The organism is Geobacillus vulcani PSS1 (assembly GCF_000733845.1).
Classification (GTDB): domain Bacteria; phylum Bacillota; class Bacilli; order Bacillales; family Anoxybacillaceae; genus Geobacillus; species Geobacillus vulcani.
The window spans coordinates 827,808-847,500 of sequence record NZ_JPOI01000001.1; the positions used below are offsets into that span (position 1 = coordinate 827,808).

Sequence of the window (19,693 nt, forward strand, 5' to 3'; positions counted from 1 at the left end):
GCGTAAAAACAAAATGGCTCCCTTATACAAAAGTGTATAAGTTCATCGCGACATGTCTCCGTTTAAGAGACATACTGACCTTAAAATAGTATCACTTTTCCCTAGCAATTGCAAGTTCTTTATCCATTAGATTTTTTCGATTTGCGAAAACTCAAGCTCCACCCGTGTTTCGCGCCCAAACATATCGACAAGCAGCTTCACTTTATGTTTATCCGGATCAATCGCTTCAATTTTCCCTATAAAGTTCGCAAACGGACCTTCTTTGATTCGCACCGTTTCATTTACCTCATAATCAACATCGACCTCAGCAAGCGGCATGCCCATCCGCTTCAAGATCATTCTCACTTCTTCCTCCATCAGCGGCGTCGGTTTCGAACCAGCCCCGCTTGAGCCGACAAATCCAGTGACGCCCGGCGTGTTGCGCACGACATACCATGAGTCATCGGTCATGACCATCTCGACGAGCACATAGCCAGGGAACACTTTCTTTTTCGTCGTTTTCCGTTTTCCGTTTTTGACGTCCGTTTCCGTCTCTTCCGGAACGACGACGCGAAAAATTTTATCTTGCATTCCCATCGATTCGACGCGTTTTTCCAAATTGGCTTTTACTTTGTTTTCATATCCCGAGTATGTATGGACGACATACCAGTTTTTCTCCATCAGCGAGCCTCCCCAAGGCGGTTTTCGTCTTGTTTTTTGCGCAAAACAAAAACCCGTTGCCGGGTCCCATACGCGCGCGATTATCTTTCATTATAACATATCCTTCGCCCGCTTATTCAAACACGAGACGAATCAACTCAGAAATGCCGAGGTCCACAACGGCAAAAAAGACGGTGAAAAACGCCACCGTGGCTAGCACGACTGCCGTGTAGTTCACTAACTCCTTCCGGTTTGGCCAACTCACTTTTTTCAGCTCGCGTACGACTTCTTTTAAAAAGTTGATTACTCGCTGCATCACTCGTACCTCCATCATCGTTCAGAACTATCTCCGCCGCCTATTTCGTTTCACGATGGATCGTATGTTTGTTGCATGTGGAGCAAAACTTGTTGGCCATAAGGCGCTCACCAAGGCGACGTATTTGTTTTGCTGCCGTATAGTTTCGGCTCCCGCACTGCGCGCAAGCCAGCGTCACTTTTTGGCGCATCAGCATTCCACCGTTCTTGCGAGATGTCCATAAAAATTTATCATATTGGCTGTTTCACTGTCAATGACATCTTTTGATGCGACAGTGCGATGCCTACAAACTGATCTCGCGGTATTCCAAATATTTCTCGAGCTTCCGCTTGACGCGTTGCAACGCGTTGTCGATCGACTTGACATGGCGGTTCAGCTCTTCGGAAATTTCCTGATATGAACGTCCATCCAAATACAAAGCGAGCACTTTCCGCTCGAGGTCGCTGAGCAGCTCCGCCATCTTTAGTTCAATATCGTCGACTTCCTCACGGTTGACAATCAATTGTTCTGGGTCCATCACCTGCGTGCCGGACAACACATCCATCAGCGTCCGGTCAGATTCATCGTCATAAATCGGCTTATCCAAGGAAACATAGGAGTTGAGCGGAATATGCTTTTGGCGGGTCGCCGTTTTAATGGCGGTAATCATTTGCCTTGTGATGCAAAGTTCTGCAAACGCTTTAAATGAGGAAAGCTTGTCCCCCTTAAAATCGCGGACGGCCTTATACAGACCGATCATTCCTTCTTGCACGATATCTTCCCGATCAGCTCCGACTAAAAAATAGGAGCGAGCTTTGGCGCGCACAAAGTTTTGGTATTTATGGATTAAAAAATCAAGTGCTTCCCCATCCCCTTCGTGAACGAGCGCAACAAGCTGCTCATCGTCCAGCTGATGATAATCTTTCCCTTTCATTGCTTTCAAGCATTCCCCCACGCTGATCCCCCCGACCGCATCAATCGCTAACATGTATTATACAGGACAAATTTTTACAGCGTCAACCGCTCATTTTTCTCCTCTTCGCCATTTTTCAAAAATTTCAGCAATTCTATCATCTAGAGGAACTTTGGAGATCGGAGTGTGCTGCCGCATCGCTTTGACTTTTTGGGAAATGTCCCGCTCAACCGTCTCGATTTCATTCAATAGCTCACGCGCCGACTTGCGCAAGGCGCCTTGACCGAACACTGTCCATTGTTCGGTGTAGTCGGAGGTAGCGACATACACCTTTGTGCGCGCATTCATCAATGTTTTTGCCAACCGTTCAATTCGCTCGTCGGCCGTCTCATGCTCCTTTGTAAAAATGACGTCGACGTCGTAATGTTTATACTTTTTCTCGTTTCCTTGCACAAGGTGGGCATCGAATACGATCACGACATGATCCCCGGTGAATCCTTTGTAGTCAGCCATTTTTTCAATCAATAAATCCCTTGCCGCTGCCAGATCGCCCTCTTCTTTCAGCCGGCGCAGCTCCGGCCAAGCACCGATCATGTTATAGCCGTCGACAATCAAAATGTTCATCGGCTATTCTCCCAACGGATACCGCTTCCGGTACACCTCGTACATGAGCAGGCTGGCGGCGACAGAGGCGTTGAGCGAGGTGACGTGCCCGCGCATCGGCAGTCGGAACAAGAAATCGCATTTTTCCAGCACCAAACGGCTGATCCCTTTCCCTTCGCTCCCGATCACCAGCGCCAGCGGCATCGTGCCATCGAGCGAGCGGTAGTCGTCTTGAGCCGATGCATCCGTTCCGGCTACCCACACTCCGCGCTCTTTCAGCTCGTCAATCGTCCGCGCCAAGTTTGTGACACGCGCGACCGGAACGTGCTCAATCGCCCCGGTCGAAGCCTTCGCCACCGTTTGGGTCAGCCCGACCGAACGCCGCTTCGGAATGATAAGGCCATGCGCCCCGACTGCATCAGCGGTGCGCATGATGGCCCCTAAATTATGCGGATCCTCAAGCTCGTCCAAAATGAGAAAAAACGGCGCCTCGCCCCGCTCGGCGGCGCGAGCGAACAAATCATCGATTTCATAGTAGCGGTAGGCCGCCGCCTGAGCGATCACCCCTTGATGGGCCCCTTCCGCCATCTGGTCAAGCTTGCGCTTCGGGACATATTGGACGAGCACGCCCCGCCGCCTTGCCCATTCAAGCACAGGTTCGACAGTATGGCGCTGCGCCCCTTCAGCGATCCAAATTTTATTGATGTCACGCCCCGCTTTGAGCGCTTCAATGACCGGATTTTTACCGATAATGTAGTCCATCATTCCAACGCCCTTTCTTCCCTTTCAATAATCGCAAACGAACGGCCGATCAGCTCATCAACCCGTTTTTCATTATTCCCTAAAAAATGGTACCCGATGAGCGCCTCAAAGGCCGTGCTATGCCGGTATGTTTGCACATCCGTGTTTTTCGGGATCGTGCCGGATTTGGCATTGCGGCCGCGGCGGACGATGTCCTTTTCCTCCTCGGTCAAGACGCCCTCGTCAAGCAATGCCAAAATCACTTTCGCTTGCGCCCGCGCCGACACATAGCGGACCGCCCGCCGATGCAGTTCATGCGGCCGCATCCTGCCGCCAGCAAGCAAATGGCGGCGCACATACACCTCGTAAACCGCATCCCCAATGTAGGCAAGCGCCAGTCCATTCAACTGCTTCACATCGTCGACCGTTTCAAACCCCGCCATCATCGCCTGTTATCCCCGTTTCCATCTCGTTCCTTGCGACGTGTCTTCCAAAATAATGTTTTTGGCTCTCAACTCGTCACGAATGCGGTCAGCCAAGGCAAAATTGCGATTTTTCCGGGCTTCATTGCGTTTTTGGATCAACGCCTTGATTTCCTCATCAAGCAGCTCCTCCTGTTTCAAGGTAAGCCCCAGTACGTCCGCCAGCTGCTCGAACTCGCGCAAAAACGCGGCAATGACCTTCTCGGATGTCGTTTTTTCCTGCAAGTACAAGTTGGCCTGTTTCGCCAATTCAAACAATACAGCAATGCCGTTCGCGGTGTTGAAATCGTCGTCCATTTCGCGGATGAACGAGGCGCGGATGTCAGCAAGGCGCGACAGCCATTCCTCGTCATTGTCCGTTAAGTTCGTGCTTGCCTGCAGGCGATGCTGCAAATTGCCGTACGCCGTCTTCAGGCGCTCGAGCCCGCGCCGCGCGCTCTCAAGCAGCTCTTCGCTGTAGTTGATCGGATGGCGGTAATGCACCGACAGCATGAAAAACCGCAGCACTTGCGGGTCGATCTGCCGGATGATATCGTGAACAAGCACGAAATTGCCAAGCGACTTCGACATTTTTTCGTTGTTAATATTTAAATACCCATTGTGCAGCCAATATTTCGCGAATGGTTTGCCGGTCAGCGCTTCTGACTGGGCGATTTCGTTTTCGTGGTGCGGAAACGTCAAATCTTGGCCGCCGGCGTGGATATCGATCGTATCGCCCAAATATTTGCGCGCCATCGCCGAACATTCGATATGCCAACCGGGCCGCCCTTTCCCCCATGGGCTGTCCCATGAAATCTCTCCTTCTTTCGCCGCTTTCCAAAGGGCAAAATCAAGCGGATCGTCCTTTTTCTCGCCAACTTCAATGCGCGCCCCAGCTTGCAGCTCATCGATCGATTGATGGGACAACTTGCCGTATTCGCGGAACTTGCGCGTCCGGTAATACACATCGCCTTCGACTTCGTAGGCATATCCTTTGTCAATGAGCGCCTGAATGAATTCGATAATCGTATCAATGTTTTCGGTCACGCGCGGATGGATATCCGCTTTTTTGCAGCCGAGCGCTTGAATGTCCTCAAAATACGCCTCAATGAACCGTTCGGCGATCACCGGAACGCTCTCGCCGAGCTCGCGAGCCGCTTTGATCAGCTTGTCATCAACATCGGTAAAGTTCGATACATACGTCACATCATAGCCGCGGAACTCCAAATAGCGGCGGATCGTGTCAAAAACGATGGCGGCCCGAGCATTGCCGATATGAATATAGTTATACACCGTCGGGCCGCACACATACATTTTCACCTTGTTCGGCTCCAACGGCTCAAACGGTTCTTTTTTTCGTGTCAGCGTATTATAAAGCCGTATGCTGCTCATACTCGTTCTTCCTTTCTTGTTGTTTCAATGCCTCAAGCTCGCTTTTCAGCCGAGCGATTTCCTCTTCAAGCTCCCGGAACCGGTCGGCGATCGGGTCGGGCAGGTCGGTATGGTTTAAATCTTTCTTCACTTTCACCCCGTCGCGCACAACGACGCGGCCCGGAATGCCGACGACGGTCGAATTGGGCGGTACGTCTTTCAGCACGACCGATCCGGCGCCGATTTTCGAGTTTTCTCCGATCGTAATCGATCCGAGCACTTTCGCTCCCGCTGCAATCAAGCAGTTGTCTTTGATCGTCGGGTGCCGCTTTCCTTTTTCCTTTCCGGTACCACCCAATGTTACGCCTTGATAGACAGTGACGTTGTCACCGATTTCGCACGTTTCGCCGATCACCACGCCCATGCCGTGATCGATGAAAAAGCGGCGGCCGATTTTCGCGCCCGGATGGATTTCAATGCCGGTGAAAAAGCGGCTGATTTGCGAAATCAAGCGGGCAAGGAAATAAAATTTCCGCTTGTAAAGCGCGTGGGCGATCCGATGCGCCCAAATGGCATGCAGACCGGAATACGTTAAAATGACTTCCAAATAGCTTCTCGCCGCAGGGTCTTGCTCAAAAATGACCTCAATGTCCTCTTTTAACGTTCTGAACATGATATCCTCCCTCCATCCCTCTTCAGTTGCCTTGTGAATAGAAAAGCGCCCCTGTGCCGAAGACACAGAGACGCTGTTGGCGCGGTTCCACTCTGTTTAGCGAAACGGGACGCCGTTTCGCTCACTCGATTCCGATAACGGAGATGCTCCGCTCCCCTCTACTGCAGAACGTCTCTGTTCCGGTTCGAAAGGAGGCTCCGAGGCGCACTTCAGACAACACCGAACATAAGCCGCTTCCAGCCAAGACGGCTCTCTCTGGGATGCCGATGCTTCCTACTTCTCCTCGTCAACGCTTTTCCCTTATACGCTTGTGGCAACGAAAACTTTGTATTATTATACCACATCCACCGTATAAACGTGCAGAGGCCGATTAAAATTTTTCTTGCAACGCCCGCTCCAGCCGCTCAATCACCTTTTTCTTGCCGAGCAGCTGAATGGCAAACGGCAGCTCCGGCCCGTGCGTTTGCCCAGTCACCGCCGCGCGGATCGGCATAAACAACTTTTTCCCTTTTTGCCCGGTCGCCTTTTGCACGGCTTTAATGGCCGCTTTGATCTCGTCTGCCGTAAACGGCTCAAGCTCACGCACGATTTCAAGGAAGGTGGAAAGCACAGCCGGCACTTGCTCTTCAGCCAGCACTTGACGCGCCTCGTCCTCGTAGTCGATTTCTTCTTTAAAGAACAGCTCAGACAGCGGGACGATCTCCGCCCCGTAGCTCATTTGCTCTTGATACAAGGCAATTAAATCGCGCGCCCATTGCCGCTGTTCATCCGTCATATCGGCCGGCAGGCGTCCGGCTTTCACTAAATGCGGCAAGGCCAGCTCCACAAGCCGGTCAAGGTCGAGCTTTTTGATATATTGGTTGTTCATCCATGTCAGCTTTTTCGTATCAAACATGGACGGCGATTTGGACAGCCGGGAGACATCAAACATGCGGATCAGTTCGTCTTTCGTAAAAATTTCTTCCTCCCCTTCCGGCGACCAGCCAAGCAACGCGAAAAAGTTGAACATCGCTTCTGGCAAATAGCCAAGCTCTTTGTATTGTGAGACGAACTGAATGATCGATTCATCGCGCTTCGACAGCTTTTTCCGCTGCTCGTTGACGATCAACGTCAAGTGCGCGAACTGCGGCGGCTCCCAGCCGAAATATTCGTATACCATGAGCTGCTTCGGCGTATTGGACAAATGCTCCTCACCGCGAAACACATGGCTGATTTCCATTAAATGGTCGTCGATAACAACAGCGAAATTGTATGTCGGAATGCCATTCGCCTTGACAATCACCCAATCGCCGCCGACGTCCTTCGACTCAAACACCACTTTGCCGCGCACTAAATCATAAAATTCGTACGTTTTCCCTTCCGGCACTTTCAGGCGGATCGTATACGGCTTCCCTTGCGCCTCAAGCTCTGCTGCTTGCTCCGGCGTCAAATGGCGGCATTTGCCGCTGTACTGCGGAGCGGCGATGCCGGCCGCCCGCTGCGCCTCCCGCTCGCGCTCGAGCTCTTCCGGCGTGCAAAAACATTTGTACGCATGACCTTGTTCAAGCAATTCATTCACATATTTTCGATAAATATCAAGCCGTTCCGTTTGCCGGTACGGCCCGTAGCCGCCGTCTTTGTCAATCGATTCGTCATAATCAATGCCAAGCCATTTTAAATTTTCAAGCTGCGACTGTTCGCCGCCTTCGACGTTCCGTTCAATATCCGTATCCTCGATGCGGACGATCATTTTTCCGCCGTGATGGCGGGCAAATAAATAGTTAAACAACGCTGTCCGCGCTCCGCCGATATGCAAATGGCCGGTCGGGCTCGGCGCATAGCGCACGCGCACGTCTTTTGCCATCGTCCAAAACCTCCAATTTCATCGAAACTTGTACCACTATTGTACCGTTTATCGCGGCAAAGTTCAAAACAGACGGCTCTCGCCTAGGGCGGCGCCGATTTGCCGACACCCCTTTCCCCTAGGACGGTGAACAAAGCGCTTATGTATGGAGAAACGAGACCTCCTAAATGATGTGGCCAAAGGCCGCTCCATCAGCTTTTTTGCAGCAAGACGACTGCTTGGGCGGCAATGCCTTCCCCCCGCCCAGTGAATCCGAGCTTCTCCGTCGTCGTCGCTTTCACATTGACTTGCGAGTGATCGGCCTCGAGCAGCCGGGCGATCACCCTCTTCATTTCTTCAATATACGGCGCCATCTTCGGCTTTTGCGCGATGATCGTGCAGTCGGCGTTCACTAGCGCGTACCCTTCCTGCCGAACAAGCGCCCATACGTGCGCCAACAGCTCAGCCGAGTCGGCATCTTTAAAGCGCGGGTCCGTGTCCGGAAAATGTCGGCCGATGTCCCCGGCGCCGATCGCCCCAAGGCATGCGTCCGCCACCGCATGAAGCAGCACGTCGGCATCGGAGTGGCCGAGCAACCCTTTTTCATACGGAATGGTGACGCCGCCAATGATCAGCGGACGCCCTTCGACAAGCTGATGGACGTCAAACCCTTGTCCAATGCGAAACATTTCTCCACCCCCATCTATTCAGCCGTACGGCTTGCTAAAATCGCCTCAGCAACCAAAAGGTCCTCGGGCGTCGTCAGCTTAATATTACGATAATCCCCTTCAATGATCTTTACCGGCTTGCCGATTCGTTCCACAAGGCTGGCATCGTCCGTACCAAGATATCCGGCCTGTTTCGCCGCTTCGTGCGCTTCCATGATCAAAGACAGACGAAAAGCTTGTGGCGTTTGCACCGCCCACAAGCTGGAACGATCAATCGTCTGCTCGACAAACAAACCGTTCGCTTTTTTAATCGTATCTTTCACCCGCACGGCCGGGATGGCCGCTCCGTACTGAACGGCGGCGTTCACTAACTCGTGCAAATGATGAACGCGGACAAACGGGCGGGCGCCGTCATGGATGAGAACAATCTCCTCCCCCTGGAGCGCCTGCAATCCGTTATAGACGCTATGCTGCCGCTCCCGTCCGCCGTTGGCAAACGCCATGACTTTGCGGATGCGATGGCGTTCAAGCAGCTGCTCAAACCGGTGCCGTTCGGCCGGGTTGACGACGAGCACAATGCCGGCGCACCGCTCGTCGCCGTCAAACACTTTCAATGTCCGAACGATGAGCGGTTCGCCGCCAAGTTCAAGAAACTGCTTGTTCATGCCGGCGTTCATCCGCTTTCCTTGTCCGGCCGCCAATACGATCGCTTCATACTTCATCGGACGTTTCCCCTGTTCTTCTACAACGCTTTTTGCAACAGTTTCAGCTTGGCGAAAATCATTCTCCCCGCAGATGTTTGTAACACGCTGGTGACTAAAACGTCAACCCGTTTGCCGATATATTCTTTGCCATCTTCAACGACGATCATCGTCCCGTCATCCAAATAGGCCACGCCTTGGTTATGCTCCTTCCCATCTTTAATGACGTGCACATTCAGCTCTTCACCCGGCAGCACCACCGGTTTGACGGCGTTCGCCAAATCGTTGATATTCAAAACACGCACGTTTTGCAGCTCACATACTTTGTTTAAATTGAAATCGTTCGTCACGACAACGCCTTGAAGCTGCTTTGCCAGCTTGACGAGTTTGCTGTCGACCTCCTGGACGTCGCTGAAATCCGCTTCATAGATTTCCACTTTCATCGCCATTTCTTTTTGGATGCGGTTCAAAATATCCAAGCCGCGGCGGCCGCGGTTCCGCTTGAGCACGTCGGACGAATCGGCGATATGCTGCAATTCTTCGAGCACAAACCGCGGGATGACAAGAGGCCCTTCCAAAAAACCAGTTTGGCAAATGTCTGCAATCCGCCCGTCGATGATGACACTCGTATCCAAAATTTTCACGGCACCGCCCTTTGACGATTCGTTTTCGGCTTCTCCACCTTTTTTCTTCGCCATGCGGTTGGACAAGGAAAATAAGTTCATCAACTCATTCCGTTTCTTTAAGCCGACGCGAAACCCTAAGTACCCAAGCAACACCGTCAAAAAAATGGGCAACACCGTATTCAACACTTGAATGTGAAACGATTGCAACGGCATGACAACGAAAAACGCGATAATAAGACCGAAAATCAGCCCGAGACTGCCAAATAGCACGTCGGCGGCCGGCGCCTTCACCAGCGTTTCCTCCACCCAGCGAATCATGTCGACGACATAATCAACAAGCCAAAACGTCAGCAAAAAGAAAACAACCGCTCCCAATACCGCCAGCGTATACGAATGATCAAGAAGCGGCATGCCGCTTACTTTCATCAGCTTGAGCAAGTCAGGCAAAAACATGGCGCCTAACGTTCCGCCTACGGCGAGGAAAAATAATTGCACAATACGTTTGACCATCAGCCCATCTTCACCTCCCTATTTAACATTATAAACAGTTTCCCATGTTTGAAACCAATTGGAAGGCAATTTTTCATCGTTTTTGAACATTCGACATCTGCTTGTAACAATAGGCGGAAAACGCCGGAGTTGTTTCGGATCCCCTACTATTTTTTACGTACATTAGAGCGAAAAGGTTCAATCCTTTTAGGCTGTTTTATGCCTCTGCTTGAGCATGTAAGGAATGAAGAGACGATGAATTTTTGATCACTCTATCCCCTTGGGCGCGAAGAAGCGGGCCGCGCAGGCGAAAGAGCGATTAACACATTGTATGCTCAAGCGCCTCGGCCACATGCGAAACGCCGATCACATGAACGCCTTTTGGCGGCTGCCAGCCGGCTAAATTATTTTTCGGCACAATGATGCGGGAAAAGCCTAATTTTACCGCCTCCTGCACCCGCTGTTCGATGCGGGAGACGCGGCGCACTTCTCCGGTCAGGCCGACTTCGCCGATAATGACGTCCGTTGGATTCGTCGGCCGGTCGCGAAAGCTTGAGGCGATGCTCACGGCGACCGCCAAATCAATCGCCGGTTCATCAAGCTTCACGCCGCCCGCCACTTTCAAGTAAGCATCCTGGTTTTGCAACAGCAGACCAACTCGCTTTTCAAGCACAGCCATCAAAAGCGATACCCGGTTATGATCAAGGCCGGTCGCCATTCGCCTTGGGTTGCCGAAGCTCGTCGGCGAGACGAGCGCCTGGATTTCGACGAGCACCGGACGCGTCCCTTCCATCGCCGCCACGACCGTCGAGCCAGCCGCCCCGCGCGACCGTTCTTCTAAAAACACTTCTGATGGGTTTTCCACTTCCTTAAGCCCGATGTCGCGCATCTCAAAAATGCCGATTTCGTTCGTTGAGCCAAAACGGTTTTTCACCGCCCGCAAAATGCGATACGTATGATGCCGCTCCCCTTCAAAATAGAGAACGGTGTCCACCATATGTTCGAGCAGACGCGGCCCGGCGATCGCCCCTTCTTTCGTCACATGGCCGACGATAAAAATGGCAATGCCTTTCGTTTTCGCCAGCTTCATCAGCTCGGCCGTGCATTCGCGCACTTGGGTGACGCTGCCCGGCGCAGAGGTGATGTCGGTGCGATACACTGTCTGAATCGAATCGATGATCACACAGGCGGGCTGAATCGTTTCAACCGATGTTACAATATATTCCAAATCTGCTTCCGCCAACACATACAGTTGGTCACACTCGGCGCGAAGGCGCTCAGCGCGCAGCTTTACTTGTTTGACCGACTCCTCGCCGGAGACATACAGCACTTTATGCCCGGCGGCGGCGAGCTGCGCCGATGTTTGCAAAAGCAACGTTGATTTGCCAATGCCAGGATCGCCGCCGATCAAAACAAGCGAACCTTTGACGATTCCACCGCCAAGCACACGATTGAGCTCCACGCTGTTCGTTTTCATGCGCGGCTCTTGCGCCGCCTCCACGGTTGTAATCGGGACCGGTTTGGCCGAACCCCCCCGCTCCGAATGAAGAAATGCGCCGCGCACAGTCGGTTTTTCCTGCTCAATTTCCTCAACAAACGAATTCCATGTTTGGCATCCCGGACATCGTCCAAGCCATTTGGCCGACTCGTATCCGCACTCTTGGCAAACAAATTTCGTTCTCTTCTTCGCCATCGATTCTAACCCTTTCTGTAACATTTTCCAACGAAAAAAGGCATGGGCAGGAAGCTGCCGCATACCTTTTCCCCTTATACGTTACACGACCGCCTGTTTTGACAATACGACAAACTCCCCGTCTTTGACATCCACGACGACTTTTTGCCCTTTGGCGATCGTACCTTTTAACAATTCTTCGGATAAACGATCTTCAACATGCTTTTGCAGGGCGCGGCGCAACGGGCGGGCACCGTATTCTGGGTCGAACCCTTCAGCGGCGATTTTTTCAATGGCGGCCTCCGTCAGTTCAAGATCAATGTCTTGCTCCTTTAGCCGCTTCACGAGCGTATCAGCCATCAACCGGACGATTTGTTTGAGATGGTCTTTTTCGAGCGAATGGAAGACGATGATTTCGTCGATCCGGTTTAAAAACTCTGGACGGAATGCTTTTTTCAGCTCATCCATCACTTTGCTTTTCATATCTTTGTATTGCTGGTTCCCGTCTTGGATGTTGAAGCCAACGTACTTGTTTCGTTTCAACGCATCGGCGCCGACGTTGGATGTCATGATAATGATCGTGTTGCGGAAGTCGACCGTCCGCCCTTTCGAGTCAGTCAGCCGCCCATCTTCCAACACTTGCAACAAAATATTGAACACGTCCGGATGCGCTTTTTCCATCTCATCCAACAGGACAACCGAATACGGCTTGCGGCGCACTTTTTCCGTCAGCTGGCCGCCTTCTTCATAACCGACATACCCCGGCGGGGACCCGATGAGCCGCGATGTCGAGTGTTTTTCCATATACTCAGACATATCGATTCGAATAAGGGCGTCTTCGTCGCCAAACATTGCTTCTGCCAAGGCGCGTGCCAACTCCGTTTTCCCAACGCCAGTCGGACCAAGGAAAATGAACGAACCGATCGGGCGTTTCGGGTCTTTCAGTCCCGCACGGGCGCGGCGCACCGCTTTGGCGACGGCTTTGACCGCCTCATCTTGGCCGACGACACGCGAATGCAAAATTTCTTCCAGCTTGAGCAGCCGCTCCGTTTCCGTTTCGGCGAGCTTCGACACTGGAATGCCGGTCCAACTCGAGACGACCGCGGCGATGTCTTCGACCGTCACTTCCAAATTTTCTTGGCCTTGTTTTTCTTTCCATGCCCGTTTCGTTTCCTCTAGTTCTTCGCGCAACCGCTGCTCCATATCGCGCAGCGACGCCGCCTTTTCAAACTCTTGGCTTTGCACCGCCGCATCTTTTTCTTTCCGCACTTCCTCAAGCTTTTGTTCAAGTTCTTTCAATTTCGGCGGTGCCGTGAACGAACGAAGGCGCACTTTCGAGCAAGCCTCGTCGATCAAATCGATCGCCTTATCCGGCAAGAAACGGTCGGTGATGTAGCGGTCAGACAATTTGACGGCTTGCACAATCGCCTCGTCGGAAATCGAAACGCGGTGATGCGCTTCATACCGATCACGCAGCCCTTTTAAAATTTGGATCGATTCTTCCACTGTCGGTTCCTCAACGTAAATCGGCTGAAAGCGGCGTTCAAGCGCGGCATCTTTTTCAATATATTTCCGGTACTCATCGAGCGTTGTCGCGCCGATGCATTGAAGCTCCCCGCGCGCCAACGCCGGTTTCAAAATGTTCGACGCGTCGATCGCTCCTTCCGCCCCACCGGCGCCAATCAATGTATGCAGTTCGTCGATGAACAAGATAATGTTGCCCGCTTGGCGAATTTCATCCATCACTTTTTTCAGTCGGTCTTCAAATTCCCCCCGATATTTCGTTCCGGCGACAACCGTCCCCATATCGAGCGTCATGACCCGCTTGTCGCGCAGCGTTTCTGGCACTTCGTTATTGACAATTTGTTGGGCTAACCCTTCAGCAATGGCCGTTTTCCCAACACCTGGCTCGCCAATCAACACCGGATTGTTTTTCGTCCGCCGGCTTAACACTTCAATGACGCGCTGAATTTCTTTGCTGCGACCGATGACCGGATCCAGCCGCCCTTCGCGGGCAATCGCTGTCAAGTCGCGGGCAAGGCTGTCAAGCGTCGGCGTGCTCACATGCGAGGCGCCGCCGCCATGACCTGACATCGACTCATTGCTGCCAAGCAGCTGCAACACTTGTTGGCGCGCTTTGTTCAAGCTTACTCCCAAGTTGTTCAGCACGCGGGCGGCCACCCCTTCGCCCTCGCGGATCAACCCAAGCAAAATATGTTCTGTGCCAACGTATGAATGGCCGAGCTTCCGCGCTTCATCCATCGACAGCTCAATCACTTTTTTCGCCCGCGGCGTATAGTGGATCGTATGCGACACTTCACTGCCACGGCCGATGAGCGATTCAACTTCTTTTTGGATTTTATCAGGGCCGAGCCCAAGTGCCATGAGCGCCTTAGCAGCGATCCCTTCGCCTTCGCGGATGAGGCCGAGCAAAATATGTTCTGTGCCGATATTGTTATGACCGAGGCGAATGGCTTCTTCCTGCGCCAGCGCCAGCACTTTTTGCGCTCGTTCCGTAAATCTGCCAAACATCATCGTTCATCACCCTCCATCTTTCTTCGTTCCTCCATCTTTAAACGCTCCCGGATCAGCGCCGCGCGGCGGACGTCCCGTTCTTCAGGACGAAGCGCTCCGCCGGCATATTGCTGCAAAAATCCTGGCTGCGTCAAAATCATCAGCTCATTTAAAATGTTGCGCGAGATGTTCTTGATATATCCTAGATCAATCCCTAAGCGAACATCGGACAGACATTGCGCCGCTTCTTTCGATTCGATGACGCGGCAGTTGGCCAGTATGCCGTACGAACGGAACACCTTGTCTTCTAATTGTATGCCCAAAGTTTTCACTAATGCCTGACGAGCCGCTCTTTCTTGGGCGATCAGTTGCTGGACGATCGTATGCAAATCAGCAACAATGTCTTCCTCCGATTTCCCAAGCGTGATCTGGTTGGAAATTTGGAATATATTTCCTAACGCTTCGCTCCCTTCTCCGTATGTTCCGCGGACAACGAGCCCAAGCTGGTTGATGGCAGGAATAATGCGGTTAATTTGCTGCGTCAGCACAAGCGCCGGAAGATGCATCATCACCGAAGCCCGCAATCCTGTCCCGACATTGGTGGGGCAACTCGTTAAATAACCAAGCCGCTCGTCAAAGGCATAGTTGACATACCCTTCAATCCAATCGTCCAATTCGCTCGCCGCCTCGAGCGCCTCAGCAAGCTGCAGACCTGGGAACAGGCATTGGATGCGAATATGGTCTTCTTCGTTAATCATAATGCTGATTTCCTCGTTCTCCGAGAGCAGGCAGGCGCCAAACGGCGAATCCTCAGCCAAATGCGGGCTAATTAAGTGTTTTTCTACCAATACCCGTTTTTCAATCGGCTGAAGCTCCGACATTTTCAACAACTCGAAACGGCCTGCCCCTCCGTAAGAACGATGGGCAAACGTCCGTTCAAACAACGTGATGATTTGCATCGCTTCTTCACTGCTAAACAACGTTGGAAAACGAAAGTCAACAATGTTGCGCGCCAACCGGATGCGACTGCTTAAGACGATGTCCGAATCCGGCCCCTCTTGGCTCATCCACGCGCTGACAGCCGTATTGAAAAACTTCTCGAACGACATACCGCTACATATCCCCCTCTCCGCGTCGACGAAGTTCATCCTCCAACGAACGGATTTGGTCGCGCACCTCAGCTGCCCGCTCGAACTCCTCACGAGCGACGAGCTCCTGAAGTTTTTGTTTCAACATAGCAAGCTGCTTGCGCAAATGGAGAACGCCGCCTTTTCGCTTTGGAATTTTTCCTGAATGAGCGGTATTGCCGCTATGGAGCCGTTTCAAAATCGGCGGCAAGTAGCGTGCAAACGTCCGGTAGCAGTCGACGCAGCCGAACCGCCCGATTTGTGTGAATTGATGATATGTCATTTGGCACGTCTCGCATTGAAGTACATCTGGGTTCGGAAACGCGTTCGCCGTCATCTCTTTCATTGGCGCTTGAAAGTTGAGAAGCCCTGCCAACAAGTTGTTAAGTGAAAAATCATCATTGCCGTAGAACGTAAACATATGGCCATGCTCTCTGGCACATTGCTCACAAAGGTGAAATTCCGTTTTCTCCCCATTGATGATTTTGGTAAAATGCATCGTGGCCGGCCGCTGCTTGCATTCTTGGCAAATCAATGCCTCTTCCTCCCCCCTATTTGTATTTCAGCGATGTCAACATCGCTTTTAACATGCGGGCTCGCAGTTCATCCCGTTTCGGTAAATCAATATATAAAACAGAACGATCCATAGCGCTTAACATAATTTTCGCTTCCCGCTCCGAAATTACCTTTTCTTCAACGAGACGTTTTACCACATTTTCGGCATTCGATTGGCTGATGCGGTGGCCGACAAGATCGAGCAACTGGTCAATAAGCTGTGCTTCACTCTTTGTCTTTACTTTCATAATACGGATATACCCGCCGCCACCGCGCTTGCTTTCGACGATGTACCCTCTTTCAAGGGTAAACCTCGTATTGATGACATAGTTGATCTGTGACGGAACACATTGGAATTTATTGGCGATTTCGCTTCGCTTAATTTCGACGATATCTTGGTCGCTCATATTAAGCACTTGCTTTAAATATTGCTCAATGATGTCGGAAATGTTCGGCACTCTACCTACCACCTTCCTTACAACCAAGCTGCCTGGCGATGGGCCGTCCGCTGACAAGGACACCCCACTGCCCCTTTATTGACTTTGACTATATTTGACCTTAATCTTACTATACAATGTATTACGGAAAATTTCAAGGGTGACCAAAGAAGGAAAACTAACTATAGAATATCCGCTTTTTTGGGCAAACAAACGTCAAGCAGCCGAATAAATGAAAAAGCACGCCTTTTCCCTAAAGGAAAGAAAAGACGTGCGTTCCATTTTGCCTAGCAGCGACCTACTCTTGCAGGGGCGCTGGCCCCAACTACCATCGGCGCTGGAGGGCTTAACTTCCGTGTTCGGGATGGGAACGGGTGTTTCCCCTCCGCCATAGCCACTAGGCAACGATGATCATCTTGGACAGTTATTATTATATCCATCCTGTTGGATTTGTCAATCGAAATAGTTCATTCCCTCAAAACTAGATAACCGTCGGAAGAAGCCGCGCTTCGTACTGTCTAGCTCCGGCCGCCATCGGCTCGCGACGCTTCGGTCCTGCTGCGGCGGCGACAGCCTCCTCGCAGGCCCTCCAGCGCGTTTCGCCGATAGGCGGGCGGCCTCCGCTTTTCGCACTGTCTAGCTCCGGCTCGCCTCCGCTCGGGGTCAAATAACCTTCTCCCTCGGGGTGCAAGCACCCCTGCGGGCGAAGAACATTTGCCCGTCGCGGCGAACCGCTCGCCTGCGCTTTTCTATTGTCCAGTTCCAGCGCCTAGCTCTCTTCTGCCAAATAACCTTCCCCCTCGGGGCGCGAGCGCCCCTGCGGGTGAAGAACATTTGGCTTCGAGAGCGAAACGCGGCGCTTCCACTTTTCTAGGTTAAGCCCTCGATCGATTAGTATCCGTCAGCTCCACGTGTCGCCACGCTTCCACCTCGGACCTATCGACCTCGTCATCTTCGAGGGATCTTACCCGCTTTTGGCGGTGGGAAATCTCATCTTGAGGGGGGCTTCACGCTTAGATGCTTTCAGCGCTTATCCCGTCCGCACATAGCTACCCAGCGGTGCCCCTGGCGGGACAACTGGTACACCAGCGGTGCGTCCATCCCGGTCCTCTCGTACTAAGGACAGCTCCTCTCAAATTTCCTGCGCCCGCGACGGATAGGGACCGAACTGTCTCACGACGTTCTGAACCCAGCTCGCGTACCGCTTTAATGGGCGAACAGCCCAACCCTTGGGACCGACTTCAGCCCCAGGATGCGATGAGCCGACATCGAGGTGCCAAACCTCCCCGTCGATGTGGACTCTTGGGGGAGATCAGCCTGTTATCCCCGGGGTAGCTTTTATCCGTTGAGCGATGGCCCTTCCATGCGGAACCACCGGATCACTAAGCCCGACTTTCGTCCCTGCTCGACCTGTCCGTCTCGCAGTCAAGCTCCCTTGTGCCTTTGCACTCTCCGAATGATTTCCAACCATTCTGAGGGAACCTTTGGGCGCCTCCGTTACCTTTTGGGAGGCGACCGCCCCAGTCAAACTGCCCACCTGACACTGTCTCCCACCCCGCTCAGGGGTGCGGGTTAGAATTTCAATACCGCCAGGGTGGTATCCCACCGTCGCCTCCACCGAAGCTGGCGCTCCGGCTTCCCCGGCTCCCACCTATCCTGTACAAGCGATACCAAAATTCCATATCAGGCTGCAGTAAAGCTCCACGGGGTCTTTCCGTCCTGTCGCGGGTAACCTGCATCTTCACAGGTAGTATAATTTCACCGGGTCTCTCGTTGAGACAACGCCCAAGTCGTTACACCTTTCGTGCGGGTCGGAACTTACCCGACAAGGAATTTCGCTACCTTAGGACCGTTATAGTTACGGCCGCCGTTTACTGGGGCTTCGGTTCGCACCTTCGCTTCCGCTAAGCACTCCCCTTAACCTTCCAGCACCGGGCAGGTGTCAGCCCCTATACGTCGCCTTTCGGCTTCGCAGAGACCTGTGTTTTTGATAAACAGTCGCTTGGGCCTTTTCACTGCGGCTCTTCAGGGCTCCTCACCCCAAAGAGCACCCCTTCTCCCGAAGTTACGGGGTCATTTTGCCGAGTTCCTTAACGAGAGTTCTCCCGCGCGCCTTAGGATTCTCTCCTCGCCTACCTGTGTCGGTTTGCGGTACGGGCACCTCTTCCCTCGCTAGAGGCTTTTCTTGGCAGTGTGGAATCAGGGACTTCCGGATGACTCCGTCGCCATCACAGCTTGGCCTTACGGCCAGCGGATTTGCCTGCTGGCCAGCCTCACTGCTTGGACAGGCTCTTCCAGCCGCCTGCTCGCCCTATCCTCCTGCGTCCCCCCATCGCTCAAACGGGAAGGAGGTGGTACAGGAATCTCGACCTGTTGCCCATCACCTACGCCTTTCGGCCTCGGCTTAGGTCCCGACTAACCCTGAGCGGACGAACCTTCCTCAGGAACCCTTAGGCTTTCGGCGCAGAGGATTCTCACCTCTGTTTTCGCTACTCATACCGGCATTCTCACTTCTAAGCGCTCCACCAGTCCTTCCGGTCTGGCTTCTCTGCCCTTAGAACGCTCCCCTACCGATGACCAACGGTCATCCCGCAGCTTCGGCGGCACGTTTAGCCCCGGTACATTTTCGGCGCAGAGTCACTCGACCAGTGAGCTATTACGCACTCTTTAAATGGTGGCTGCTTCTAAGCCAACATCCTGGTTGTCTCGGCAACTCCACATCCTTTTCCACTGAACGTGCACTTCGGGGCCTTAGCTGGCGGTCTGGGCTGTTCCCCTCTCGACCACGGATCTTATCACTCGCAGTCTGACTCCCGGGCATAAGTCCTTGGCATTCGGAGTTTGACTGGGTTCGGTAACCCGATGAGGGCCCCTAGCCCAATCAGTGCTCTACCTCCAAGACTCTTAAACCCGAGGCTAGCCCTAAAGCTATTTCGGGGAGAACCAGCTATCTCCAAGTTCGATTGGCATTTCACCCCTACCCACACCTCATCCCCGCACTTTTCAACGTGCGTGGGTTCGGGCCTCCAGCCGGTGTTACCCGGCCTTCACCCTGGACATGGGTAGATCACCTGGTTTCGGGTCGACGACGACGTACTTCGCGCCCTGTTCAGACTCGCTTTCGCTGCGGCTCCGCCTCTTCGGCTTAACCTCGCACGCCATCGTCACTCGCCGGTTCATTCTACAAAAGGCACGCCATCACCCATCAACGGGCTCTGACTACTTGTAGGCACACGGTTTCAGGTTCTCTTTCACTCCCCTCCCGGGGTGCTTTTCACCTTTCCCTCACGGTACTGGTGCACTATCGGTCACTAGGGAGTATTTAGCCTTGGGAGATGGTCCTCCCTGCTTCCGACGGGATTCCTCGTGTCCCGCCGTACTCAGGA

Annotated in this window: 19 protein-coding genes, 2 rRNA genes and 1 other annotated feature (1 of these 22 running past the window's edge); all 21 genes read right to left on the bottom strand. The window is 52.8% G+C overall.

Going from position 1 to position 19,693, the window contains the following annotated elements:
• Positions 1-126: 126 nt before the first annotated feature.
• Positions 127-660 (bottom strand): transcription termination/antitermination protein NusG, encoded by a 534-nt coding sequence (nusG, locus tag N685_RS0104525; protein ID WP_031406229.1) that lies wholly within the window; start codon positions 658-660, stop codon positions 127-129.
• A gap of 112 nt (positions 661-772) precedes the next feature.
• On the bottom strand, positions 773-955 hold the full coding sequence (secE, locus tag N685_RS0104530; protein WP_012820481.1) for a preprotein translocase subunit SecE: 183 nt from the start codon (positions 953-955) through the stop codon (positions 773-775).
• A gap of 40 nt (positions 956-995) precedes the next feature.
• Complete coding sequence (gene rpmG, locus N685_RS18860) at positions 996-1,145, bottom strand: 50S ribosomal protein L33 (protein ID WP_012820480.1); 150 nt, start codon at positions 1,143-1,145, stop codon at positions 996-998.
• A 93-nt stretch (positions 1,146-1,238) separates the two neighbouring features.
• The gene (gene sigH, locus N685_RS0104535; RefSeq protein WP_031406231.1) at positions 1,239-1,922 is read right to left on the bottom strand and encodes an RNA polymerase sporulation sigma factor SigH; all 684 of its coding nucleotides are present in this window, start codon (positions 1,920-1,922) and stop codon (positions 1,239-1,241) included.
• 36 nt (positions 1,923-1,958) lie between these two features.
• On the bottom strand, positions 1,959-2,471 hold the full coding sequence (locus tag N685_RS0104540) for an NYN domain-containing protein (protein ID WP_031406233.1): 513 nt from the start codon (positions 2,469-2,471) through the stop codon (positions 1,959-1,961).
• A 3-nt stretch (positions 2,472-2,474) separates the two neighbouring features.
• The gene (gene rlmB / locus N685_RS0104545; protein ID WP_033842309.1) at positions 2,475-3,212 is read right to left on the bottom strand and encodes a 23S rRNA (guanosine(2251)-2'-O)-methyltransferase RlmB; all 738 of its coding nucleotides are present in this window, start codon (positions 3,210-3,212) and stop codon (positions 2,475-2,477) included.
• Positions 3,212-3,637 carry a Mini-ribonuclease 3 gene (locus tag N685_RS0104550; protein ID WP_033842310.1) on the bottom strand — a complete coding sequence of 142 codons (426 nt, stop codon included), beginning with the start codon at positions 3,635-3,637 and terminating at the stop codon, positions 3,212-3,214. The genes rlmB and N685_RS0104550 overlap by 1 nt, the downstream gene beginning before the upstream one ends.
• 6 nt (positions 3,638-3,643) lie before the next feature.
• Entirely contained in the window at positions 3,644-5,044 is a 1,401-nt protein-coding gene (gene cysS / locus N685_RS0104555; RefSeq protein WP_031406239.1) for a cysteine--tRNA ligase, read from the bottom strand.
• On the bottom strand, positions 5,022-5,696 hold the full coding sequence (cysE, locus tag N685_RS0104560) for a serine O-acetyltransferase (RefSeq protein WP_031406241.1): 675 nt from the start codon (positions 5,694-5,696) through the stop codon (positions 5,022-5,024). The genes cysS and cysE overlap by 23 nt, the downstream gene beginning before the upstream one ends.
• Before the next feature lie 63 nt (positions 5,697-5,759).
• Positions 5,760-5,995, bottom strand: a binding site (T-box leader).
• A gap of 71 nt (positions 5,996-6,066) precedes the next feature.
• Positions 6,067-7,539, bottom strand: a complete 1,473-nt coding sequence (gene gltX / locus N685_RS0104565; RefSeq protein WP_031406243.1) for a glutamate--tRNA ligase — start codon at positions 7,537-7,539, stop codon at positions 6,067-6,069.
• 191 nt (positions 7,540-7,730) lie between these two features.
• Positions 7,731-8,207 (bottom strand): 2-C-methyl-D-erythritol 2,4-cyclodiphosphate synthase, encoded by a 477-nt coding sequence (gene ispF / locus N685_RS0104570; RefSeq protein ID WP_031406245.1) that lies wholly within the window; start codon positions 8,205-8,207, stop codon positions 7,731-7,733.
• A 14-nt stretch (positions 8,208-8,221) separates the two neighbouring features.
• Complete coding sequence (ispD, locus tag N685_RS0104575) at positions 8,222-8,908, bottom strand: 2-C-methyl-D-erythritol 4-phosphate cytidylyltransferase (RefSeq protein ID WP_031406247.1); 687 nt, start codon at positions 8,906-8,908, stop codon at positions 8,222-8,224.
• Between the two features lie 20 nt (positions 8,909-8,928).
• Positions 8,929-10,023: a PIN/TRAM domain-containing protein gene (locus N685_RS0104580; RefSeq protein ID WP_031406249.1), complete on the bottom strand. Its 1,095-nt coding sequence runs from the start codon at positions 10,021-10,023 to the stop codon at positions 8,929-8,931.
• Positions 10,024-10,321: 298 nt separating this feature from the next.
• The gene (gene radA / locus N685_RS0104585; RefSeq protein ID WP_031406251.1) at positions 10,322-11,695 is read right to left on the bottom strand and encodes a DNA repair protein RadA; all 1,374 of its coding nucleotides are present in this window, start codon (positions 11,693-11,695) and stop codon (positions 10,322-10,324) included.
• Between the two features lie 81 nt (positions 11,696-11,776).
• A complete protein-coding gene (gene clpC, locus N685_RS0104590; protein WP_031406254.1) occupies positions 11,777-14,209 on the bottom strand; it encodes an ATP-dependent protease ATP-binding subunit ClpC in 2,433 nt (810 codons plus the stop codon).
• The gene (locus N685_RS0104595) at positions 14,206-15,297 is read right to left on the bottom strand and encodes a protein arginine kinase (protein WP_031406256.1); all 1,092 of its coding nucleotides are present in this window, start codon (positions 15,295-15,297) and stop codon (positions 14,206-14,208) included. Before N685_RS0104595 ends, clpC begins: the two co-directional genes overlap by 4 nt.
• Positions 15,298-15,301: 4 nt before the next feature.
• Entirely contained in the window at positions 15,302-15,850 is a 549-nt protein-coding gene (locus N685_RS0104600) for a UvrB/UvrC motif-containing protein (RefSeq protein WP_031406258.1), read from the bottom strand.
• 16 nt (positions 15,851-15,866) lie between these two features.
• The gene (locus tag N685_RS0104605) at positions 15,867-16,328 is read right to left on the bottom strand and encodes a CtsR family transcriptional regulator (protein WP_031406260.1); all 462 of its coding nucleotides are present in this window, start codon (positions 16,326-16,328) and stop codon (positions 15,867-15,869) included.
• 264 nt (positions 16,329-16,592) lie between these two features.
• Positions 16,593-16,709: ribosomal RNA gene (rrf, locus tag N685_RS0104610) — 5S ribosomal RNA — on the bottom strand.
• Between the two features lie 79 nt (positions 16,710-16,788).
• Positions 16,789-16,974 carry a hypothetical protein gene (locus N685_RS0104615; protein ID WP_031406262.1) on the bottom strand — a complete coding sequence of 62 codons (186 nt, stop codon included), beginning with the start codon at positions 16,972-16,974 and terminating at the stop codon, positions 16,789-16,791.
• A gap of 204 nt (positions 16,975-17,178) precedes the next feature.
• Positions 17,179-19,693 (bottom strand): 23S ribosomal RNA (locus tag N685_RS0104625); it runs 414 nt beyond the window's last position.

Bases quoted from the DNA above. Each gene is read 5' to 3' on its own strand.
- nusG (WP_031406229.1), bottom strand. From the start codon at position 660: ATGGAGAAAAACTGGTATGTCGTCCATACATACTCGGGATATGAAAAC.
- secE (WP_012820481.1), bottom strand. From the start codon at position 955: ATGCAGCGAGTAATCAACTTTTTAAAAGAAGTCGTACGCGAGCTGAAA.
- rpmG (WP_012820480.1), bottom strand. From the start codon at position 1,145: ATGCGCCAAAAAGTGACGCTGGCTTGCGCGCAGTGCGGGAGCCGAAAC.
- sigH (WP_031406231.1), bottom strand. From the start codon at position 1,922: ATGTTAGCGATTGATGCGGTCGGGGGGATCAGCGTGGGGGAATGCTTG.
- N685_RS0104540 (WP_031406233.1), bottom strand. From the start codon at position 2,471: ATGAACATTTTGATTGTCGACGGCTATAACATGATCGGTGCTTGGCCG.
- rlmB (WP_033842309.1), bottom strand. From the start codon at position 3,212: ATGGACTACATTATCGGTAAAAATCCGGTCATTGAAGCGCTCAAAGCG.
- N685_RS0104550 (WP_033842310.1), bottom strand. From the start codon at position 3,637: ATGATGGCGGGGTTTGAAACGGTCGACGATGTGAAGCAGTTGAATGGA.
- cysS (WP_031406239.1), bottom strand. From the start codon at position 5,044: ATGAGCAGCATACGGCTTTATAATACGCTGACACGAAAAAAAGAACCG.
- cysE (WP_031406241.1), bottom strand. From the start codon at position 5,696: ATGTTCAGAACGTTAAAAGAGGACATTGAGGTCATTTTTGAGCAAGAC.
- gltX (WP_031406243.1), bottom strand. From the start codon at position 7,539: ATGGCAAAAGACGTGCGCGTGCGCTATGCGCCGAGCCCGACCGGCCAT.
- ispF (WP_031406245.1), bottom strand. From the start codon at position 8,207: ATGTTTCGCATTGGACAAGGGTTTGACGTCCATCAGCTTGTCGAAGGG.
- ispD (WP_031406247.1), bottom strand. From the start codon at position 8,908: ATGAAGTATGAAGCGATCGTATTGGCGGCCGGACAAGGAAAGCGGATG.
- N685_RS0104580 (WP_031406249.1), bottom strand. From the start codon at position 10,023: ATGGTCAAACGTATTGTGCAATTATTTTTCCTCGCCGTAGGCGGAACG.
- radA (WP_031406251.1), bottom strand. From the start codon at position 11,695: ATGGCGAAGAAGAGAACGAAATTTGTTTGCCAAGAGTGCGGATACGAG.
- clpC (WP_031406254.1), bottom strand. From the start codon at position 14,209: ATGATGTTTGGCAGATTTACGGAACGAGCGCAAAAAGTGCTGGCGCTG.
- N685_RS0104595 (WP_031406256.1), bottom strand. From the start codon at position 15,297: ATGTCGTTCGAGAAGTTTTTCAATACGGCTGTCAGCGCGTGGATGAGC.